Origin of the sequence: Streptomyces hundungensis (assembly GCF_003627815.1) — a bacterium.
Classification (GTDB): Bacteria; Actinomycetota; Actinomycetes; order Streptomycetales; family Streptomycetaceae; genus Streptomyces; species Streptomyces hundungensis_A.
This window is the reverse complement of the sequence record NZ_CP032698.1, coordinates 3,053,735-3,074,142: the sequence shown is the minus strand read 5'-3', so window position 1 is coordinate 3,074,142 and position 20,408 is coordinate 3,053,735. Positions and strand designations below refer to the sequence as shown.

14 protein-coding genes are annotated in these 20,408 nt (G+C 72.3%); 7 read left to right on the top strand and 7 right to left on the bottom strand.

The annotated features are described in order from the left end of the window. Positions 1 to 3 precede the first annotated feature (3 nt). The 7 genes from DWB77_RS13600 to moeZ all read left to right on the top strand — a co-directional run bounded on the left by DWB77_RS13600 (position 4) and on the right by moeZ (position 9,156). The gene (locus tag DWB77_RS13600; protein WP_120727749.1) at positions 4 to 993 is read left to right on the top strand and encodes an ABC transporter permease; all 990 of its coding nucleotides are present in this window, start codon (positions 4 to 6) and stop codon (positions 991 to 993) included. Beyond that, a complete protein-coding gene (locus DWB77_RS39265; protein ID WP_174248551.1) occupies positions 990 to 2,981 on the top strand; it encodes a dipeptide ABC transporter ATP-binding protein in 1,992 nt (663 codons plus the stop codon). The genes DWB77_RS13600 and DWB77_RS39265 overlap by 4 nt, the downstream gene beginning before the upstream one ends. Before the next feature lie 191 nt (positions 2,982 to 3,172). After that, complete coding sequence (locus DWB77_RS13585; RefSeq protein WP_120721521.1) at positions 3,173 to 4,906, top strand: DUF3492 domain-containing protein; 1,734 nt, start codon at positions 3,173 to 3,175, stop codon at positions 4,904 to 4,906. Further along, positions 4,903 to 6,027, top strand: a complete 1,125-nt coding sequence (locus DWB77_RS13580) for a hypothetical protein (RefSeq protein ID WP_120721520.1) — start codon at positions 4,903 to 4,905, stop codon at positions 6,025 to 6,027. The genes DWB77_RS13585 and DWB77_RS13580 overlap by 4 nt, the downstream gene beginning before the upstream one ends. Before the next feature lie 145 nt (positions 6,028 to 6,172). Further along, positions 6,173 to 7,138 (top strand): NAD-dependent epimerase/dehydratase family protein, encoded by a 966-nt coding sequence (locus tag DWB77_RS13575; protein WP_120721519.1) that lies wholly within the window; start codon positions 6,173 to 6,175, stop codon positions 7,136 to 7,138. Beyond that, positions 7,126 to 7,905: a spherulation-specific family 4 protein gene (locus DWB77_RS13570; protein WP_120721518.1), complete on the top strand. Its 780-nt coding sequence runs from the start codon at positions 7,126 to 7,128 to the stop codon at positions 7,903 to 7,905. The genes DWB77_RS13575 and DWB77_RS13570 overlap by 13 nt, the downstream gene beginning before the upstream one ends. A gap of 72 nt (positions 7,906 to 7,977) precedes the next feature. Next, entirely contained in the window at positions 7,978 to 9,156 is a 1,179-nt protein-coding gene (gene moeZ, locus DWB77_RS13565) for an adenylyltransferase/sulfurtransferase MoeZ (RefSeq protein WP_120721517.1), read from the top strand. 190 nt (positions 9,157 to 9,346) lie between these two features. On the opposite strand, the gene DWB77_RS13560 is transcribed toward moeZ, so the two are convergent. The 7 genes from DWB77_RS13560 to DWB77_RS13530 all read right to left on the bottom strand — a co-directional run bounded on the left by DWB77_RS13560 (position 9,347) and on the right by DWB77_RS13530 (position 20,144). Beyond that, a complete protein-coding gene (locus DWB77_RS13560; RefSeq protein WP_120721516.1) occupies positions 9,347 to 10,933 on the bottom strand; it encodes an alpha/beta hydrolase in 1,587 nt (528 codons plus the stop codon). A 69-nt stretch (positions 10,934 to 11,002) separates the two neighbouring features. Next, entirely contained in the window at positions 11,003 to 12,400 is a 1,398-nt protein-coding gene (gene hemG, locus DWB77_RS13555) for a protoporphyrinogen oxidase (protein ID WP_120721515.1), read from the bottom strand. Continuing rightward, on the bottom strand, positions 12,397 to 13,587 hold the full coding sequence (locus DWB77_RS13550) for a TIGR04053 family radical SAM/SPASM domain-containing protein (RefSeq protein WP_120721514.1): 1,191 nt from the start codon (positions 13,585 to 13,587) through the stop codon (positions 12,397 to 12,399). Before DWB77_RS13550 ends, hemG begins: the two co-directional genes overlap by 4 nt. Next, complete coding sequence (gene narI, locus DWB77_RS13545) at positions 13,584 to 14,309, bottom strand: respiratory nitrate reductase subunit gamma (protein ID WP_120721513.1); 726 nt, start codon at positions 14,307 to 14,309, stop codon at positions 13,584 to 13,586. The genes DWB77_RS13550 and narI overlap by 4 nt, the downstream gene beginning before the upstream one ends. After that, entirely contained in the window at positions 14,309 to 15,016 is a 708-nt protein-coding gene (narJ, locus tag DWB77_RS13540; protein WP_120721512.1) for a nitrate reductase molybdenum cofactor assembly chaperone, read from the bottom strand. Before narJ ends, narI begins: the two co-directional genes overlap by 1 nt. After that, the gene (narH, locus tag DWB77_RS13535; RefSeq protein WP_120721511.1) at positions 15,013 to 16,533 is read right to left on the bottom strand and encodes a nitrate reductase subunit beta; all 1,521 of its coding nucleotides are present in this window, start codon (positions 16,531 to 16,533) and stop codon (positions 15,013 to 15,015) included. The genes narJ and narH overlap by 4 nt, the downstream gene beginning before the upstream one ends. Continuing rightward, the gene (locus DWB77_RS13530; protein WP_246033856.1) at positions 16,533 to 20,144 is read right to left on the bottom strand and encodes a nitrate reductase subunit alpha; all 3,612 of its coding nucleotides are present in this window, start codon (positions 20,142 to 20,144) and stop codon (positions 16,533 to 16,535) included. The genes narH and DWB77_RS13530 overlap by 1 nt, the downstream gene beginning before the upstream one ends. Positions 20,145 to 20,408 lie beyond the last annotated feature (264 nt).

Here is a 20,408-nt window from a genome sequence, read left to right as displayed (position 1 = left end):
GGCCTGACAGGTTATCTGCTGCGACGGATCGCCGGAGCCGCCCTCGTGCTCCTCGCCCTCTCCGTCATCGTGTACGCCGTCTTCTACGTGGCCCCCGGCAATGTCGCCCAGATCGTCTGCGGCGAACGATGCTCCCCGCAGCAGGTGGCCCTGGTCCACGACAGGCTGGGCCTCGGCGACCCGCTGTACCTCCAGTACGCGCACTTCCTCCAGGGCCTCTTCGCCGGCCGCGACTTCTCCTCCGGCACGGGAGTGGTGCACTGCTCCGCGCCCTGCCTCGGCCAGTCCTACCGCACCGACGAGCAGGTCACCGACCTCATCCTCGGCAAGCTCCCGGTCACCGGATCGCTGGTCGTCGGCGCGTTCGCGCTGTGGCTCCTCATCGGCGTCGGCACGGGTGTGCTCTCCGCGTGGAAGCGCGGCGGGATGATCGAGCGGGCGCTGACCTGGCTGACCCTGGCCGGCACCTCCACCCCGGTCTTCGTCATCGGGCTGCTGCTGATCATCGTCCTGTGCTCCACCCTCCAGTGGCTGCCGTTCCCGCAGTACGTACCGTTCACGGACGACCCGCAGCAGTGGTTCTGGGGGCTGCTCCTGCCCTGGTTCTCGCTGGCCCTGATCGAATCGGCCAAGTACGCGCGGTTGACCCGCAGTTCGATGCTGGAGACGCTCGCCGAGGACCATGTGCGCACGTTCCGGGCGTACGGGCTGACCGAGCGGGCCATCGTCGGGCGGCACGCCCTGCGCGGCGCGGTCGCCCCGGTGATCGCGCTCAGCGCGCTCGACGCGGGCACCATGTTCGGCGGCGCGGTGCTGACCGAGACGCTCTTCGGCATCCCGGGCATCGGCCGGCAGCTCGTCCAGTCGGTGCGCACGGTCGACCTGCCGGTGGTGGTCGGCGTGGTCCTGACCACCGGATTCTTCGTGGTGCTTGCCAATGCGGTCGCGGACGTCCTGTACGCGATGGCGGATCGACGGGTGGTGCTGTCATGACCGAGCCCCTGGTCGAGGTCACCGACCTCGGCATCTCCTTCGGCACGGTACGGGCCGTCGACGGCCTCTCCTTCACGCTCCGGCCCGGCGCGGCGCTGGGCGTCGTCGGCGAGTCCGGCTCCGGCAAGAGCGCGTCCGCGTACGCGTTGCTGGGCCTGCACCGGGGGACCGGGGCGCGGGTCACCGGCTCCGTCCGGGTCGCGGGAGTGGATGTCGCATCCGCCTCCGACGCCGAACTCCGCTCCCTCCGTGGCGGGTTGGCGGCGATGGTCTTCCAGGACCCGCTCTCCTCGCTCGACCCGTACTACGGCATCGGCGACCAGATCGCCGAGGTGTACCGCGTGCACAACGGAGGCTCGCGCCGGGCCGCCCGGGCCCGCGCGGTCTCGGTCCTCGACCGGGTCGGCATCCCGGACGCGGCCCGCAAGTCCCGCTCCCGCCCACACGAGTTCAGCGGGGGGATGCGGCAGCGGGCCCTCATCGCGATGGCGCTGGCCTGTGAGCCGCGCCTACTGATCGCGGACGAGCCCACGACGGCGCTCGACGTGACCGTCCAGGCCCAGATCCTGGACCTGCTCCACGATCTGCGCCACTCGACGGGCCTCGGGCTGCTCCTCGTCACCCATGACGTGGGGGTCGCGGCGGAGAGCGTGGACGAGGTGCTGGTGATGCGGGAGGGGAGGGTGGTGGAGCGGGGGCCCGTGGGCGCGGTCCTGGGCGCCCCCACGAACCCGTACACCCGCGCCCTGCTGGCCTCGGTCCCACGCATCCCCTCCACCCCGGCACCGCCGGACCCCGCCGGGGCTCCGCCCGAGGCCCCAATGCCAGCACGGCCTAAGGGCGTTGACCCCGCTGGGCCGGATGCTGCCAGGGGCGCGGGGAACTGCGCGAGCGGCCCCGCACGGTCCGCAGTCGATCCTGGGGCTTCGCCCCAGACCCCGTTCGCGCCTGAAGGGCGCTCGTCCTCAATCGCCGGACGGGCTGAGGGTGTTGGTCCCGCCGGGTCGGATGCCGATGGGGCTGCGCCACAGACCCCCATCGCCGGGCGGGCTGAGGGCGTCGGCCCGGCCGGGCCGGATGCTGTCAGGGGCGCGGGGAACTGCGCGAGCGACCCCGCGCGGTCCGCGGACGAAACCGCGACCGGCCCAGGGCGCGCGCACCCCGCCCAGGCGGGAGACCTCGTGCTCCAAGCGCGCGGGCTGCGAAAGGTGTTCGGGCGGGGGCGAAAAACCTTCACCGCCGTCGACGCCGTGGACCTCACCGTGCGCCGAGGCGAAACCCTGGGCATCGTCGGCGAGAGCGGAAGCGGGAAGACCACCTTGGGCCGCATGCTGGTGGGCCTGTTGGAGCCCAGCGCCGGGCACGTCACCCGTACCGGCTCCGTGCAGATGGTGTTCCAGGACCCCGTCTCCTCCCTCAACCCCCGCCGCTCGATCGGCGAATCCGTGGCGGACCCGCTGCGGGCCGCGGGCCGGCGGGACGAGGCGAAAATCAGGGCCCGCGTCGGGGAACTGCTCGCCCAGGTCGGGCTCGACCCGGACCGGTACGACAGCTACCCGCACGAGTTCAGCGGGGGCCAGCGCCAGCGCGTGGGGATCGCCCGCGCGCTGGCCGCCGAGCCCGCACTCATCGTGTGCGATGAACCCGTATCGGCCCTGGACGTCACCACCCAGGCCCAAGTCACCGCGCTGCTGGCCCGGTTGCAGCGGGAGCTAGGTCTCGCGCTGGTCTTCGTCGCGCACGACCTCGCCGTGGTACGGCAGGTCAGCGACCGGGTCGCCGTCATGCGGCAGGGCCGGATCGTGGAGGAGGGCGAGGTGCGCGTGGTGTACGGGGCGCCGCGGGACCCGTACACGCGACAGCTCCTCGCGGCCGTGCCCGTGCTGGACCCCGCGCTGGCCGCGGCCCGCCGCGCGGCCCGCCGGGAGCTGCGCGGGGACGATTCCCCCGAGACCCGTCACGATCGCGAAGAAGTGGCCGTGGCGTAGCCCTGCGTCACCGGGCCGTCCCGTAGCGCGACCGAACGCCCTCGGGTCGCGAAAGTTACGTGCATTCACCCCTTCCGGTGGCGCGACGGACAACCGTCCGTCGCGCCACCGGCATATCCGCATACGTTCTTCCCGCTGCGAGTCGCCGTTGCCAACGGTGGCCGCCCACAAGGGAGATCGGGGGTGCGCACATGCGGATCGGACTGCTGACGGATGGCGGTTATCCGTACACGACCGGCGAGTCCAGGCTGTGGTGCGACCGGCTCGTGCGCGGGCTCGCGCGGCACGAGTTCGACATATTCGCGCTGAGCCGCAGCCGTGAGCAGGAGGAGCGCGGCCTCGTCGCGCTGCCCCCGCAGGTGCGCCGGGTGCGCACCGCCCCGCTCTGGGCCGCGCCCGAGAGCCGCCACGGCGCGAACAAGCGCGCCGAGCGCGGCTACGGGCGCCGTGAACGCCGGGAGTTCGCCGCCCGGTTCGAGCGCCTGGCCTCCGCGATCTGCACCGGAGGCGCCGCAAGCGCCGAGAGCCCCGAGGCGTCCGACGGCTTCGCGGACGGGCTGTACGGGCTCGCCGCCCTCGCCCGTGAGTACGGCGGGCTCGGCGCCGAGCTGCGGTCCGAGACGGCCGTGCGCATTCTGGAGACGGCCTGTCGCACGCCCGGCGCGAACCGCGCCGTCCAGGCCGCCCGCGTCCCCGACCACCTCGCCTTCGCGGGCCTGCTCGAACGCGCCCTGCGCCCCCTCTCCCTCGACTGGTACGGCGATGACGCGCTCGGCGCGGTCGACCTGAGCCACGCCGCCTCCGGCGGTCGCGCCGCCCTGCCCGGGCTCCTGGCCAAACGCTTCTGCGGGGTCCCCCTCCTGGTCACCGAGTACGGCGTCCAGCTGCGCACCCAGTACCTGGCCAACGCCCAACTCGCGGCGCCTGTAAGGGCGTTGGAGGCCGGCTTCCAGCTCCGCCTCGCCGCCGAGGTCTACGCGCGGGCCGAGCTCATCACGCCCGGCAACACCCACGCCCGGCGCTGGCAGGAGCGCTGCGGAGCCGACCGCGCCAAGCTGCGCACCGTCTACCCCGGGATGGCCGCCGACTGCTTCCACGCGGTGGGTGAGGGGGCGTACGGCGGGGACCCCCACACCCTCGTCTGGGTCGGCCGGGTCGAGCCCGCCAAGGACCTCATCGCCCTGCTGCACGCCTTCGCCGAGGTCCGCAGGGCCGAACCCGAGGCACGCCTGCGGCTGATCTCCGCCCCCGTGCGGGGCGCCGAGGCCCACGGCTATCTCGCGCACTGCCGGGCCCTTGCCGCCCAGCTCTTCCCCGACGAGGCGGCCGACGCCCACGCCGTCGGCGACAACCCCGTGTCGTTCGAGGAGATCGGCGGCCCCGAGGCCCCCGAACTCGCCGACGCCTACGCCGCCGGAAGCGTCGTCGTGCTGTCCAGCGTCGTGGAGGGCTTCCCCCTCAGCCTCGTCGAGGCCATGTTCTGCGGCCGGGCCACCGTCTCCACCGACACCGGCGCCGTGGTCGAAGTCATCGGCGGTACGGGCCTGGTGGTGCCGCCGCGCAACCCGCGCGCCCTCGCCGACGCCTGCCTCGCGCTGCTGCGCGACCCCGAACGCCGCTCGCGCCTGGGCGCCGCCGCCCGCGCCCGCGCGCTCGAACTGTTCACCGTCGAGCAGAACGTCACGGCATTTCGCGGCATTTACCTGGAGCTCATGTCGCACAACCCGGTCCACCGCGAGAACGCGGACGACGCCGCCGCGCCTCAGCCCTTCGCGCGCCCCGCCGAGTCCCATGTGCCCGGCCGCTGGGCCGCCCCCACCGCCGCCCGGGTGGGTTCCGGCGCCGCGCCGAGCCGGGTGCCGGGACCGCTCGCGGTCCTGATGCGGGACCACCTGGACATCGCCGAGGAAGGGGCGGGCGCATGACCGACCTCCCCTCCGCCCCCGCCCGGGACGGCCGCGCGCAGGGCACCCCCACCCCGAGCGGTACGGGCCGCACCGCCGTCCGGCGGGGACCCGCCGACCCCGTCAAAGCCCTCATGCACCGCCACCGCGAACTCTGCGAGCGCGCCGTCGACCCGCTGGAGATCGCGGCCGGTCTCGAAGCGCACGGCGTCACCGACCGGACCGCCGCGCGCTTTCGCCACCGCGACGTCTTCTCGCTCGCCGAGGAGCTCTATGCCCGAGTGCCTCGGGATACCCAACATCCCCTGATTCCAAGGGAGTTGACCGCTCCATCCGTCGGCTGGGCGTTGAGGGCGCTGCTGCCCGGGACCGTCTGCGCCGTCGCCGTGGAAGGCGTACGGCTCACCGACGGCGGGGCCCGCCCCGTGGTGGGCACGCTCGGCGCGATCGCCTTCACGGTGACCCTCACCCTGGTTCTGCGGCGCGGACCCCTGCGCGCCGGCCCGGGCACCCGGCCCGTCGCCGTCCTCGGCGCCGTCTGGCTCATGGCGTACGCGGCAGGCGGTGACGGGCTGCTCGACGAGGCCCTGCGCGGCGGCCCCGACGGAGCCTGGCCCCTCGATCCGGCCACCGTCACCGGACTCGCCCTCGCGGTCGCCCCGGCGCTGTGGTGCGCCCACCTCTTCTCCGCCCGGGCGCGCAGGAAGCTCGACTCCAGCCGGGGACTCGCCGAGTTCACGGGCCGCTCCCGGCCCCTGCTCCTGGCGACCGTGGCCCTGTACATCGGCGGCCTCGCCCTCTGCCTGACGGCAACTCAACTGGCGTACGGAACAAGGGGGTTCGCCGGGGCGCTGGCGCTCGGCGTGCTGCTCTGGCTCGCCCGGCTGCTCGCCGCGCACGGGTTCTCCGCCGCCGCCACCAAGGTGCTCACCGCCGCCGCCGGTACGGAACTGCTCGCCCTCGCCACGGTGTTCGCCGGGCGGCTGCCGGGGTGCGCCCCCCTCGCCCGCCCGGTCGACGCCCTCGTCAGGACCTGGGGCCCCGGGGCACTGCCCGCCCTCGTGTGCGGCGCCGCCGCCCTCGCCCTGCTCGCCCGAGCCGTCGCCGTCCTGGCCCGCGCCTCGGCCCACGTTGACCAGTAGGCGCCCGACGATCGACGCGCCCACCCCACCGAAGCGCCGACACCGTCCACCCACCTCGTGGAGCGGGCGGGACGGCCATTGAAGGAGAACGACACATGACCGCCCTGCCACCGGCCTGCCGCCGCCCGCACGGAAGGACCGCGCGATGAGGGTGCTGCTGCTCGGAGCCAACGGATACCTCGGCCGGTTCGTCGCCGACCGCCTGCTCGCCGACCCCGCCGTGCAGCTCACCGCCCTCGGGCGCGGCGACGACGCCGACGTACGGTTCGACCTCGCCACCGGCAGCCCCGGAGCCCTGACCCGCTTCCTGGACGCCGTGCACCCCGGAGTCGTCGTCAACTGCGCCGGAGCCACCCGGGGCGGCGCCCGCGAGCTGGCCCGGCACAACACCGTGGCCGTCGCGACCGTCTGCGAGGCGCTGCGGCGCAGCGGCTGCGGCGCCCGGCTCGTGCAGATCGGCTGCGCGTCGGAGTACGGGCCCTCGCAGCCCGGCTCCTCCACCGCGGAGGACGCGGTGCCGCGTCCCGGCGGACCGTACGGCGTCTCCAAACTCGCCGCGACCGAGCTCGTCCTCGGCTCCGGGCTCGACGCGATCGTGCTGCGCGTGTTCTCGCCCGTCGGCCCCGGCACCCCCGCGGGCTCGCCGCTCGGACGGCTCGCGGAGGCGATGCGCCGCGCCATGCAGTCCGGCGACGGCGAACTCAAGCTGGGCGGGCTCGGTGTGCAGCGGGACTTCGTCGACGTACGCGACGTGGCGCGAGCCGTACACGCCGCCTCGCTCTCGGCCGCCCAGGGCGTGGTCAACATCGGCACCGGACGCTCGGTGAAACTCCGGGACGCCGCCGCCGTGCTCGCCAGGGTCGCGGGCTACGCGGGCGCCCTCCACGAGCTCGACGGGCCGCCCGTCCTGCGCCCCGGCCTCATCGGCTCCCCGCGCTCGGGCGAGGCCGCCATGGAGCACCTCGCCACGCCGTCCCCCTACCCCGACGGCTGCGGAAGCTGGCAGCAGGCCGATGTGCGGACCGCGCGCGACCGGCTCGGCTGGCGCCCCCGGATCAATCTGGAGGAGTCGCTCGCCGACATCTGGATGGAGGCGGCATGCCGCATCTGACCCACCCCCGCACAGGACAGCGCGCGACACCCGGCGCCGACCGGCTGGGCCTGGGGGTGCCCGGCTATGCGCACCCCCTGGTGGCCCCCGTCGAATGGGCCGAACTCACCCGCCCCGGAACGCCGTTGCACTGGGCCGTCCTCAATGTGTCCGGCGGCACCCCGGGCGGCCCCGGCGGCCGGCCCGACCCCCACTGCCTCGAAGCGGTCGGCAGGCTCCGCAACGCGGGGATCCGGGTGCTCGGCCATCTCGACACGGCGTACGGCACGCGCGCCTTCGGCGAGCGGATCTCCGAGGCGCAGCGCTACCTCGACTGGTACCGCGTCGACGGCTTCCTCCTGGACCGCTGTCCCACGGAGCGAGACGCACTTCCCGACATGCGGCGCACCGCCGACACCCTGCGGGCGCTGCGGGACGGCGCGCACCTCGTGTTCGGGCACGGTACGCACCCCCACCCCGGCTATGCCGAGACGGCCGACCAGCTCATCACGTACGCCGGGCCCTGGCGCGACTACCGCTGGTCGCAGGTGGCCGAATGGACCGCCGACCACCCGGCCGAGCGCTTCTGCCATCTGGTGCACGGGGTGCCGAGGACACATCTGGAGGAGGCGCTGCGGATCGCCCGCTGGCAGGGCGCGGGCACGATCTTCTTCACGGACCGGGCGGACCGGGCCCCTCAACGAAAAGGAACAATCGACCCATTCGAGACACTGCCCGGTTACTGGGACGAAATCGTCTCGCGGATCGGACCGGGTATCTCGGAATGAGAAGGGCCGTGGCAGTGTTACGGGGAGGAACAACCGTACTGACTTACCGACCGACTGGTAATTGAGGTTCTCGTGTCGCTGCCACCCCTGGTCGAGCCAGCAGCTGAGCTCACCGTAGACGAGGTCCGCAGGTATTCGCGCCACCTGATCATCCCCGACGTCGGGATGGACGGGCAGAAGCGGCTGAAGAATGCCAAGGTGCTCGCCGTGGGCGCCGGCGGCCTCGGCTCGCCTGCCCTGATGTATCTGGCCGCCGCCGGTGTCGGCACGCTCGGCATCGTGGAGTTCGACGAGGTCGACGAGTCGAACCTCCAGCGCCAGATCATCCACAGCCAGGCCGACATCGGCCGCTCCAAGGCGGAGTCCGCGCGTGACTCCGTCCTCGGCATCAACCCGTACGTGAACGTGGTCCTGCACGAAGAGCGGCTCGAAGCCGAGAACGTGATGGACATCTTCAGCCAGTACGACCTGATCGTCGACGGCACGGACAACTTCGCGACCCGCTACCTGGTCAACGACGCCTGTGTGCTGCTCAACAAGCCGTACGTCTGGGGCTCGATCTACCGCTTCGACGGCCAGGCCTCGGTCTTCTGGTCCGAGCACGGCCCCTGCTACCGCTGCCTCTACCCGGAGCCCCCGCCGCCGGGCATGGTCCCCAGCTGCGCCGAGGGCGGCGTGCTCGGCGTGCTGTGCGCGTCGATCGGTTCCATCCAGGTCAACGAGGCCATCAAGCTCCTCGCGGGCATCGGCGAGCCGCTGGTCGGCCGGCTGATGATCTACGACGCCCTGGAGATGCAGTACCGCCAGGTCAAGGTCCGCAAGGACCCCGACTGCGCGGTCTGCGGCGAGAACCCGACCGTCACCGAGCTCATCGACTACGAGGCCTTCTGCGGCGTCGTCTCCGAGGAGGCCCAGGAAGCGGCCATGGGCTCGACGATCACTCCCCGGCAGCTCAAGGAGTGGATCGACGGGGACGAGAAGATCGAGATCATCGACGTCCGCGAGCCGAACGAGTTCGAGATCGTCTCCATCCCGGGCGCCCGGCTGATCCCGAAGAACGAGTTCCTGATGGGCACGGCCCTGGAGTCGATGCCCCAGGACAAGCGGATCGTCCTGAACTGCAAGACCGGCGTCCGCTCGGCCGAGGTCCTCGCGGTCCTCAAGTCGGCGGGGTTCGCGGACGCGGTGCATGTGGGCGGCGGCGTGATCGGCTGGGTCAACCAGATCGAACCGGAGAAGCCGATTTACTGAGGCGCGGTTGTCGACTGCGGGCCGTCGGTGGCCGGTCGCGCAGTTCCCCGCGCCCCCAAAGGCCGAAGGGGCCGACCTGTACGAGCAGTGCGGGTCGGCCCGCATACCTGAGGGGCGCGGGGAACTGCGCGACCAGCCCACGACGGCCCGCAGTCGAACGCACCACGACGTGCCCCGAAACCGCACCGGCTCACTGGCACACCGTCCCCGCCGAGGGAACCTTTCCTTCCAGCAGGTACGCGTTCACCGCGCCCTGCACACACTTGTCGCCGCTGTTGTACGCCCCGTGCCCCTGCCCCTTGTACGTGAGCTCCACGCCGACCCCGGGCCCGAGCTTGTCCACCATGTTCTTGGCGCCCTGGTACGGGGTCGCCGGGTCGCCCGTGTTGCCGACGACCACGATCGGGGCCGAGCCCGGCGCGCTCACGTCGGGCGTGGTCCACGCTCCGGCGACCGGCCACGCGGAGCACCCCATCAGGCCCCAGGCCATGAAGTCGCCGAAGACGGGCGAGGCCCGACGGAACTCGGGCAGCTTGGCCTTGGTCTGCTCCAGCGAGTAACGCTGTTTGAAATCGGCGCAGTTGATCGCCGCGTTGGCGGCCTGGATGTTGCTGTACGTGCCGTCCTTGCCGCGCCCGTTCATGGCGTCCGAGAGGGCGAGCAGCAGCGCGCCGTTGCCGCCCTCGGCCTCGTCGACGCCCTGCTCCAGGAGCGGCCAGTACTCCTTGGAGTACAGGGCCTGGGCGATGCCGTTGGTGGCCTGGGTCGCGGTGAGCCGCCGCCCGCTGTTGCCCGCCGGGATCGGCTTGTCGCCGAGCTGGGCGATCAGCTTCACGACGACGTCCTCGACCTCCTTGACGTTCGCGCCGCGCAGCAGACACTTGTCGCCCCGGTCCACGCAGTCCTTGGCGAAGTTGTCGAGGGCGAGCTGGAACCCCTTGGCCTGGCCGATCGCGCCCTGTTCGACATCGCTGGTGGGGTCGACGACGGCGTCGAAGACGGCCCGCCCGACGTTGTGCGGGAACAAGTGGGCGTAGACGCCGCCGAGTTCGGTGCCGTACGAGATCCCCATGTAGTTCAGCTTCCGGTCCCCGAGCACCTGGCGCAGCAGATCCATGTCGCGGGCCGCGCTGGTGGTGCCCACATGGGGAAGCACCGCGCCGGAGTTGTCCTGGCAGGCGGTGGCGAACGACTTGAGGCCGTCCAGATACGTCTTCTCCTCGGCGGCGTCGTCAGGGGTGGCGTCCTGGGAGAAGTAGGTGTCGAGCTGGGAGTCGTTCTCGCAGCGCACGGGCGCGCTGGCGCCGACGCCGCGCGGGTCGAAGCTGACCAGGTCGTAGCGGGCGCGCAGGGCCGCGTAGTCGCTCGCCGCCGCGGGCAGGGTGGTGACGCCGGAGCCGCCGGGGCCACCGAAGTTGAAGACGAGCGAGCCGATGCGGTGGTCCTTGTCGGTGGCCTCGGCGCGGATGAGGGCGAGGTCGAGGGTGCCGGCCTTGGGGGCGGCGTAGTCGAGCGGCACCTTCAAGGTGGCGCACTTCCACTCGCCGCCGCCGGGCGGCGCGGAGGGCGTCGAGCCCGTGCCCTGGGCCGCGGTGGGTGCCGGGCACGCCTTCCAGTTCAGCTTCTGGGTGGCGAGCTCGGCCGCGTTCGCGGTGCCGGAGGTGAGGCCGTCGTCGTCCTTCGCCCCGCCGGAACATCCGACGGCGGCGAGCAGTACGGCGGCGGCGCTGAACGCGGCGGCCCGGTTCCGCTTGCGCGGGGCACGGTGGTGTTCCATCCCCCCATCCTGCGGCGGAGGGCCGGGGGGCGCGCGAGCGGGGCGGCCCATCAGGGTGGTGGGCGCGGCTCAGCCCGGAACGGCCGCCCGCGCTCCCTCCAGCACCCGCCGGGCCGCGGCCGACCCCGTCGCCACACAGGCCGCGATGCCGACGCCCTCGTACGCCGCGCCGCACACCTCCAGGCCGGCAAGGGCCGCGACGCCCTCGGCGATCCGGGCCAGGCGTGCGGCGTGGCCCACCGTGTACTGGGGCAGGCCCCGGTCCCAGCGGGTGACCCGGGCCGCGAGCGGTTCGCCTATCGGGCCGACCGCGTGGTGCAGGTCGTGCAGGGCGGCCCGCAGGAGGTGGCGGTCGGGGCGGTCCAGGAGGTGCTCCTCGCCGGCCCGGCCCACCGAGGCGCGCAGCAGGAAGAGGTGCGGGGCCGCGGCGGCCTGCCAGCCCCACTTGGTGGAGAGGAAGGTGGCCGCCTTGACCGTGCGGCCGTCGACGGGCGGCACCAGGAAGCCGTTGCCGTCGGGCAGCGCGCCGAGCCCGGCCCGGTCGCGGGGGAACGCCATCGTCAGGACGGCCGTGCTCGCGTACGGGATGGCGGCGAGCTCGCGGTGGACGGCGGGCGCGTGCGGGCGCAGCAGGGCCGCCGCCGCGAACGCGGGCACCGCGAGGATCACCGCGTCGGCGGTGAGCAGCAGCGGCCCGTCCGCGGTCGCCGCGTGAACGCGCCAGGCACCGGAGGCGGTGGGTTCCAGGGCCCGTGCGGTCGTGCCCGTCAGGACGCGGGCGCCGCTCGCCCGGGCGACGGCGAGCGGCAGCCGTCCGGTGCCGCCCTCGATGCCGCGCACGAAGGACCCCCGGGGACGCGGCCGGCCGCGCAACGAGGCGAGGAGTGGCTCGCCGCGCTCGGCGATGCCCGCCACGCCCGGCATCGCCGAGCGCAGGGACAGCTCGTCGGTGCGGCCCGCGTACACGCCGCCGAGCAGCGGCTCCACCAGGCGGTCCACCGCCTCCCGGCCGATCCGTTCGCTGAGGTAGGCGGCGATGGCGACGTCCTCGGTGAGGGGGGTCGGCGGCCGGTCCGGCTCGGCGCACAGACGGGCCAGGCCCGCGTCGGAGAGCAGGCCCGTCCCGGCGAGCGCCGCCGGGTCGGACGGGATGCCGAGCACATGACCGGCGGGCATCGGGCGCAGCGCGTCCCGCGTCCACACGGTGACCGGGGCGGGCGCCGGGTCGGTCAGGGTCCGGCCGAGGCCCACCGCCTCGGCCAGCTCGACCGCCTCGGGCCGCAGCGCCATCACGGACTCGGCGCCTTCGTCCACGGCGACCCCGGCGAGCGTGCCGGTGCGGAGCTTGCCGCCGACCTTCGCGTCGCTCTCCAGGACCGTGACCTCGGCGCGGTCGCGCAACTCCCAGGCGGCGGCGAGGCCGCTGACGCCTCCGCCGATGACGATGACCGATCGTGTCGATGTCATGGAACCAGCTCTCGGAGGTCGTCCTGATGGGGGAAACTGCCGGGCTCGTACGCACACCACGGGTCGGCGGCGAGCACATCCCCGGTCACCCCGTACGCCCGTGAACGGGAGCCCCCGCACACGGAGTTGAACTCGCAGCGCCCGCACGCACCGCGCAGCAGGGCCGGGTCGCGCAGGGTGGTGAAGAGGGCCGAGCCGCGGTAGATCTCGGCCAGCGGATGGTGCTTCACATTGCCGGCCGTGACGGGCAGGAAGCCGCTGGGGTGGACCTCGCCGGTGTGCGAGACGAAGACGAAGCCCCGGCCCGAGGACACGTCCATCGGAGGCCTGCGCACGGCACGCCCCTCGCCCTCGAAGAAGCCCAACTCATGTGCCCTGTCGGCGAGTTGACGATAAAGTGGTCCCAGCTGGGGGGTCTGGCAGTGCCGGGTCAGGATCGCCCGCTGGAGCGCGACCCGCCGGAAGTGGTGGCCCTCCGTCGTCTTGGTGGCGATGACCGAACCGCAGTCGTACAAGAAGTGCAGCACGTCCTCGATCTCGTGCGGGGTCGGCGCGTCGAGGTCGGCGCCGCGGCCGGTGGGCACCAGCACGAAGCCGGACCAGAGCATCGCGCCCTCGCGCTTGACCAGGGCCGCGATGTCGGCGAGGTCCGGCAGTGCCGCGCGGGTGACGGTGGTGTTGATCTGCACCTTGAGACCGAGCGCGCGGGCCGTGCGCCAGCCGTCCAGGGTCCAGTCGAAGACCCCGTCGACACCCCGGAAGGCGTCGTGCCGCTCGGCCGTCGACCCGTCGAGCGAGAGGGAGAGGGCCACCGCGCCCGCGTCCCGCACCGCCGTCAGGTTGGCGCGGGTCAGGGTCGGCGTGCCGGACGGCGACACCGCGACCCGCAGCCCGAGTGAACTGCCGTACGCCACAAGGTCGTTGAGGTCGGGCCGCTGGAACGGGTCGCCGCCGGTGATCACGAAGAGCGGGCTCGGCCTCCCGAACGCGGCGATCTGGTCCATCAGATGCCGGGCGTCCATCCCGTCGAGTTCGCCCGCGTCGCGCTCCGGCTGTGCCTCGGCGCGGCAGTGCAGGCAGGCGAGCGGGCAGGCGCGGGTGGCCTCCCAGATGACGATGAAGGGCCGCTCCGCCAGGGCGTGCCGGGGCCTGCGGACGAGAGTGGGCCCGCCCTTGTGCCCGCTCATCGCACCCTCTCCCAGCCGCGCCGGTCCTCGCGGACGCCGGCCAGCTTCGGATCGCGGCGCCGGTAGACGACGTACGGGCGGAACAGGTACCGCACCGGGGCGCTGAACATGTGCACCAGGCGCGAGTACGGGATCAGGGCGAACAGGATGAAGCCGAACAGGATGTGCAGCTGGAAGGCGAGCGGAGCCGCGCCCATCAGGTGGTGGTCCGGCCGGAAGGTGAACAGGGAGCGGAACCAGATCGAGATGCCCTCGCGGTAGTTGTAATCCCCGGTCGCACCGGTCGAGTTGAGGATCGTCGCGGCGAGGCCGAGCGTCATCGCGCCGAGCAGGAACGCATACATCAGGCGGTCGCCGCGCAGGGTCGCCCGGCGCACCGCCGGGACCGTGAACCGGCGCCAGACCAGCAGCCCGACACCGGCCGCCGCCGCAAGGCCGGCGACGGCGCCCGTCGACACGGCGACCAGATGGTAGGTGTGGTCACCGACCCCGACCGCGTCCGTCCAGCTCCGTGGGATCAGCAGACCGACCACATGGCCGAGCACCACGAAGGCCATCCCGAAGTGGAAGAGCGGCGAGCCGATGCGCAGCAGCTTCGACTCGTGGACCTGGCTGGAGTGGGTGGTCCAGCCGAACCGGTCGAAGCGGGCCCGCCAGCAGACGCCCGCGATCAGCAGGGCGATCGACACATAGGGCAGCACGCCCCACAGCAGCAGCTCCATCAGGAGTCCTTCCTCTCGCGGAAGCCGGGCCAGGGGAGTTCGACGCCGGGCCCGAACGGTTCGACGCCCGGTCCGCGCGGTTCGAGGCCCACGGACTCCTGCGGCGGCCCGGCCTTGGCCAGCGCCTTCGCCTCGGCCTTCGTGGTGGGCGAGGCCCCCGGCAGGGTGGCGCACACCGCTTCGAGGACATCGGCGTAGGGCGTGCCGGCCTCGATCAGGGCGAGCCGCAGCAGTTCGAGGCCGGCCCGGTGCTCCTGGAGCAGCTCGGTGCCGGGCTCCTCGTGGCGCCCGGCGAACTCCAGGACGGCCGGAAGGAAGTCGGGAAGCTCCTCGTGGCTGAACTCCAGGCCGTGGTCGCGGTAGATCCGCTTGAGCCGCACGAGCGAGAGGCCCCGGCGCCGGGTGTCGCCGTCGGCCCACCACGTCAGATACAGGCAGCGCCGGTTGCGGGTGTCGAACGTGGCCGTGTAGTGCGCGGCCAGGTCCAGCGGTTCGGTGGCGGCCACCGTGTCCACGAAGTCCCTGAGCCGCGCGGCGCCCGGGGCCGCGTGCTCGCTCAAGGCCGTGCGCAGCAGCGGGAGTTGGGCGTATAGAAGCTCGTCGGGGTAGCGCAGACAGCGGGCCGCGACCAGCCGCGGGACGGCTGAGTTCTGGGGGCTCTCGGCGTTCGCGGCATTCTCGGGGTTCTCGGCGTTCTCGGCGTTCACGCGCTTCTCCGGGTGGGGGAGAGGTTCAGCAGGACACGGCCCGGCGCCGCTTCGCCGACCGGGCAGGCGTCGTCGAGCGGATGGGCCTCCGCCAGGGCGTCGGCGTCGGCGCGGGCCGCGCTCGGCACGACGTAGCGGTCCTCGTACTTGGCGATGGCGAGCAGCCGGAACAGGTCCTCCAACTCGGGGCCGGTCAGCCCCACGGCGGCGGCGATCGACTCGTCCCGCTCCTCGCCGAGGTTGACGCGCCGCATGTAAGCGCGCATCGCGGCCATCCGGTGCAGGACCGCCTCCACCGGGACGGTGTCGCCCGCGGTCAGGAGCTCGGCCAGATACTCCACCGGGATCCGCAGGGCGTCGATCGCGCCGAACAGGTTCCCGGCGTCCTCGCCGTCGTGCCCGCTCGCGGCGACCGCCTCGACGACCGGCGAGAGCGGCGGCACGTACCAGACCATGGGCATGGTGCGGTATTCGGGATGGAGCGGAAGGGCGACCTGGTAGGTGGCGATGAGGTCGTACACGGGGGAGCGGCGGGCCGCCTCGATCCATTCGTGGGTGATGCCCGACGCCTTCGCCGCGGCGACCACCGCCGGGTCATGCGGGTCGAGGAAGCACCCCAACTGGCTTGGATACAGGTCGTGTTCGTCCTCGACGGAGGCCGCCTCGGTCACCTTGTCGGCGTCGTACAGCATGACGCCGAGATAACGCATCCGCCCCACGCACGTCTCCGAGCAGACGGTGGGCAGGCCCACCTCGATGCGCGGGAAGCAGAAGGTGCACTTCTCGGCCTTGCCGGTGGAGTGGTTGAAGTAGACCTTCTTGTACGGGCAGCCCGTCACACACATCCGCCAGCCGCGGCAGTCGTCCTGGTCGACCAGGACGATGCCGTCCTCCTCGCGCTTGTACATCGCCCCCGACGGGCACGACGAGACGCACGCGGGGTTCAGACAGTGCTCGCACACCCGGGGCAGATAGAACATGAAGCTCTGCTCGAACTCGAAGCGGATCCGCTCGCCGACCTCGTCGCGGATCTTCTCCACGATGGGGTCGCGCGGGGCGTTGCGCGGCGCGCCGCCCAGGTTGTCGTCCCAGTTCGGGCCCCACTCGATGGTGTCGAGGGGCTCGCCGGTCAGGCTGGACACGGGCCGCGCGACCGGCAGGTCGTCGCCCGCCGGGGCATCGATCAGATTCTTGTACTCGTACGTCCACGGCTGGTAGTAGTCGTCGATCCCGGGCAGTTCGGGGTTGGCGAAGATGTTTCCGAGCCGCTTGAGCCGGCTGCCCGCGCGCAGCCGCAGGGTGCCGGAGCGGGTGCGCTCCCAGCCGCCCCGCCACTTCTCCTGGTCCTCCCAGCGGCGCGGATAGCCCTGGCCGGGGAGGGTCTCGACGTTGTTGAACCAGACGTACTCGGTGCCCTGCCGGTTGGTCCACGCCTGCTTGCAGGTGACCGAGCAGGTGTGGCAGCCGATGCACTTGTCGAGGTTCATGACCATGGCGATCTGGGCCATCACGCGCATCAGTACTGGACCTCCTGGTCGCGGCGGCGGATGACGGTGACCTCGTCGCGCTGGTTGCCGGTCGGGCCGAGATAGTTGAACGCCCACGTCAACTGGGCGTATCCGCCCACGAGATGGGTGGGCTTGAGCATGATCCGGGTGAGCGAGTTGTGGATCCCGCCGCGCCTGCCGGTCTTCTCCGTCTTCGGCACGCCGACCGTGCGCTCCTGCGCGTGGTTCATGTAGACGGTCCCCGCGGGCATCTTGTGCGAGACGATGGCGCGGGCGGTGACCACGCCGTTGCGGTTGACCGCCTCGATCCAGTCGTTGTCCGCCACCCCGATCGCGTCGGCGTCCCGCGGCGACATCCAGATGGTCTGGCCGCCCCGGCCGAGCGTCATCATGTACAGGTTGTCCTGGTACTGGCTGTGGATCGCCCACTTGTTGTGCGGGGTGAGATAGCGGACCGCGACCTGCTTGCCGTCCGTGGCGCCGAGCTCCGGCTCCCCGTACAGGCGGTGCATGTCCAGCGGCGGCTTGTAGACGGGCAGCGCCTCGCCGACCTCGTGGATCCAGTCGTGGTCGAGGAAGAAGTGCTGGCGTCCGGTGAGGGTGTGCCAGGGCTTGAGGTGTTCGGTGTTGACGGTGAACGCGGTGTAGCGCCGCCCGCCCGACTCGCTGCCCGACCACTCCGGCGAGGTGATCACCGGCACCGGCCGGGCCTGGGTGTCCGCGAAGGTGATCCGCTTGCCCTCCGCCTCGGCGGCGAGGTGCGCCATGGGCTGCCCGGTCCGCCGCTCCAGGGTCTCGAAACCCTGCGTCGCCAGCCGCCCGTTGGAGGTGCCGGAGAGCGAGAGGATCGCCTCGCAGGCGTGCTGGGCGGTGTCCAGACGCGGCCGCCCCGCGGCGACTCCCGCGCGCACGCGACCGTTCTTCTCACCCAGATACGCGACCTCCTCGGCCACGTCGTAGGTGACCGCCTTGGTGGTGACGCCCAACTCGTCCACCAGGGGCCCGAGCGCCGCGAACTTCTCGCCGACCGCGCCGTAGTCCCGCTCGACGACCGTCAGGTTGTACATCGTCCGGCCCGGCACCGGCTCGCACTCGCCCTTGGACCAGTCGAGCGCGATCCCGCCGGGCTGGGCCATCTCGCCGCCCGGGGTGTCGTGCTGGAGCGCGGTGGCGACCACGTCCCTGCGCACCCCGAGGTGTTCGCCGGCCAGCTCGCCGAAGCGTTCGGCCAGCGCCCGGAAGGCGTCGTAGTCGGAGCGGGCCTGCCACGGCGGGTCCACGGCCGGGGTGAAGGCGTGCAGGAACGGATGCATGTCGGTGGAGGACAGATCGTGCTTCTCGTACCAGGTGGCGGCGGGCAGCACGACATCGCTGAGCAGCGTCGTCGACGTCATCCGGAAGTCCATCGAGAGCAGCAGATCGAGCTTGCCCTCGACGTCCTCGGGGCGCCAGGCCACATCGCGCGGGGCGCACCGGGGCCCGTCGTCGGGCAGGTTGGAGTGGGTGCCGAGCAGATGCTTGAGGAAGTACTCGTTGCCCTTGGAGGACGAGCCGAGCAGATTGGCGCGCCAGACGTTCAGGACGCGCGGCCAGTTGCGGGGTGCGTCCGGGTCCTCGCCCGCGAAGCCGAGCCGCCCCGCCTTCAGCTCGTCCACCACGTACCGGACGGGATCCTCGGCCTCGCCGAGCTCCAGCGGATTGCGGTCGAAGGTCGGATAGGACGGCATCCAGCCCATACGGGCCGAGGCGGCCAGGCAGTCGGCGCCCGTCATGCCCTCGAAGCGGCCGTCGCCGAGCGGGGAGGCCAGCGCCTCGGTGGGCAGCGTGTCATAACGCCACTGGTCGGTGTGGAGATAGAACCAGCCCGCGCCGATCATGTGCCGGGGCGGCCGGGTCCAGTCGGAGGCGCTCGCCAGGGTGGCCCAGCCGGTGACCGGGCGGCACTTCTCCTGCCCGACGTAGTGCCCCCAGCCGCCGCCGTTGCGGCCCTGGCAGCCGGTCAGGGTGAGCAGCGCGAGGAAGGCCCGGTAGATCGTCTCGGAGTGGAACCAGTGGTTGGTGCCGGCGCCCATGAGGATCATGCAGCGCCCCCCGGACTTCTCCGCCGTCTCGGCGAACTCCCGTGCCACGCGGGCGACTTGGGCGGCCGGTACGGAGGTGATGCTCTCCTGCCAGCCGGGTGTTCCCGGGCTCGCCGCGTCCTCGTACGACGTGGGCCAGTCGCCCGGCAGCCCCGCGCGGCCCACGCCGTACTGGGCCAGCATCAGGTCGTACACGGTGGTGACGGGCCGGCCGCCGATCCGGCGCACGGGGACGCCACGGCGCATGACGCCCGGGGCGTCCTCGGAGGTTCCCTCGAAGCGCGGCAGCACGACCTCGGCGCTCTCGCCCGAGCCGAGCAGGGTGAGGCGCGGCACGACCTCCCCGAGGTCCAGGTTCCACTCGGGCGTACTGCCCCAGCGGTGGCCCAACGTGCCGTTCGGGACGGTCGGTTCACCGGTGACGTCGTCGATGAGGACGGTCTTCCACCGCGCGTTCTCGGTGTCCTCGCCGAGATCGGCCGCCGTGACGAACTTGTGCGGGACGAGCCCCTCGTCGGTTTCCTTCAGGGAGACCAGGAACGGCAGATCCGTATAGGTGCGGACGTAATCCGTGAAGAACGGCGTCTGCCGCTCCACGAAGAATTCCTTGAGGATGACATGGCCCATGGCGAGGGCGAGCGCGCCGTCCGTTCCCGGATGCGGATGCATCCACTCGTCCGCGAACTTGGTGTTGTCCGCGAAATCCGGGGAAACGGTGACCACCTTCTGGCCGCGATAACGGGCCTCGGTCATCCAGTGCGCGTCGGGCGTACGCGTCACCGGGACGTTGGAGCCCCACATCATCAAATAGGCCGCGTCCCACCAGTCGCCCGACTCCGGCACATCGGTCTGGTCCCCGAAGACCTGCGGGGATGCCACGGGCAGATCCGCGTACCAGTCGTAGAAGGACAGCATCGGCGCGCCGATGAGGGAGTGGAAGCGGGCGCCGGCCGCGTGCGAGGCCATCGACATCGCGGGAATGGGCGAGAAGCCCGCGACCCGGTCCGGGCCGTGCTCCTTGATGGTGTGCACATGGGCGGCCGCGACGATCTCGACGGCCTCCTCCCAACTCGCCCGCACCAGACCGCCCTTGCCGCGCGCCTTCTGGTACGCCCGGCGCCGCTCCGGGTCGCCCTGGATGTCGGCCCAGGCCAGCACCGGATCGTTCAGGCGCGCCTTGGCCTCGCGGTACATCGTCAGGAGCTCGCCGCGTACGTGCGGGTACCGGACCCGGGTCGGCGAGTAGCTGTACCAGGAGAAGGAGGCGCCGCGCGGGCAGCCGCGCGGCTCGTACTCGGGGCGGTCGGGGCCGACGGAGGGGTAGTCGGTCGCCTGGGTCTCCCAGGTGATGATCCCGTCCTTGACGTACACCTTCCACCGGCACGAGCCGGTGCAGTTCACGCCGTGCGTCGAGTACACGACCTTGTCGTGGCTCCAGCGGTCCCGGTAGAACGCCTCCGCGCCCCGGCCGCCCGTACGGTGCACGGTGCGCAGATCGTCGGAGACCTCGGCGCGGGTGAAGAAGCTGCCCGCCCGCACCAGGGCGTCGGCGGTGCGGGTGCCGCTTTCGCGCGGTGCCTTCGGTTGCGGCCTCGTCCTCTTGTGCACGGGAAACTCCTCGGGCCCGGAAAAAGAATGTGAGCGGGCCTTTCCGGACGGACTGTCGGGAAATGCGGACGCCTCCGGACGGCCTTCAACGACCCTACGCCCGCCGTCTCTTGAAACCCCGGGGCTTTGGTCCCGTCGGGCGGTGACCTAATCCCGCAACTGCCCCCGGGCGGGGCTGCGAAAATGAAAAGGGCG

Coding starts and splice junctions, on each gene's coding strand:
- DWB77_RS39265 (WP_174248551.1), top strand. CDS start 990: ATGACCGAGCCCCTGGTCGAGGTCACCGACCTCGGCATCTCCTTCGGC.
- DWB77_RS13585 (WP_120721521.1), top strand. CDS start 3,173: ATGCGGATCGGACTGCTGACGGATGGCGGTTATCCGTACACGACCGGC.
- DWB77_RS13580 (WP_120721520.1), top strand. CDS start 4,903: ATGACCGACCTCCCCTCCGCCCCCGCCCGGGACGGCCGCGCGCAGGGC.
- DWB77_RS13575 (WP_120721519.1), top strand. CDS start 6,173: ATGAGGGTGCTGCTGCTCGGAGCCAACGGATACCTCGGCCGGTTCGTC.
- DWB77_RS13570 (WP_120721518.1), top strand. CDS start 7,126: ATGCCGCATCTGACCCACCCCCGCACAGGACAGCGCGCGACACCCGGC.
- DWB77_RS13560 (WP_120721516.1), bottom strand. CDS start 10,933: ATGGAACACCACCGTGCCCCGCGCAAGCGGAACCGGGCCGCCGCGTTC.
- hemG (WP_120721515.1), bottom strand. CDS start 12,400: ATGACATCGACACGATCGGTCATCGTCATCGGCGGAGGCGTCAGCGGC.
- DWB77_RS13550 (WP_120721514.1), bottom strand. CDS start 13,587: ATGAGCGGGCACAAGGGCGGGCCCACTCTCGTCCGCAGGCCCCGGCAC.
- narI (WP_120721513.1), bottom strand. CDS start 14,309: ATGGAGCTGCTGCTGTGGGGCGTGCTGCCCTATGTGTCGATCGCCCTG.
- narH (WP_120721511.1), bottom strand. CDS start 16,533: ATGCGCGTGATGGCCCAGATCGCCATGGTCATGAACCTCGACAAGTGC.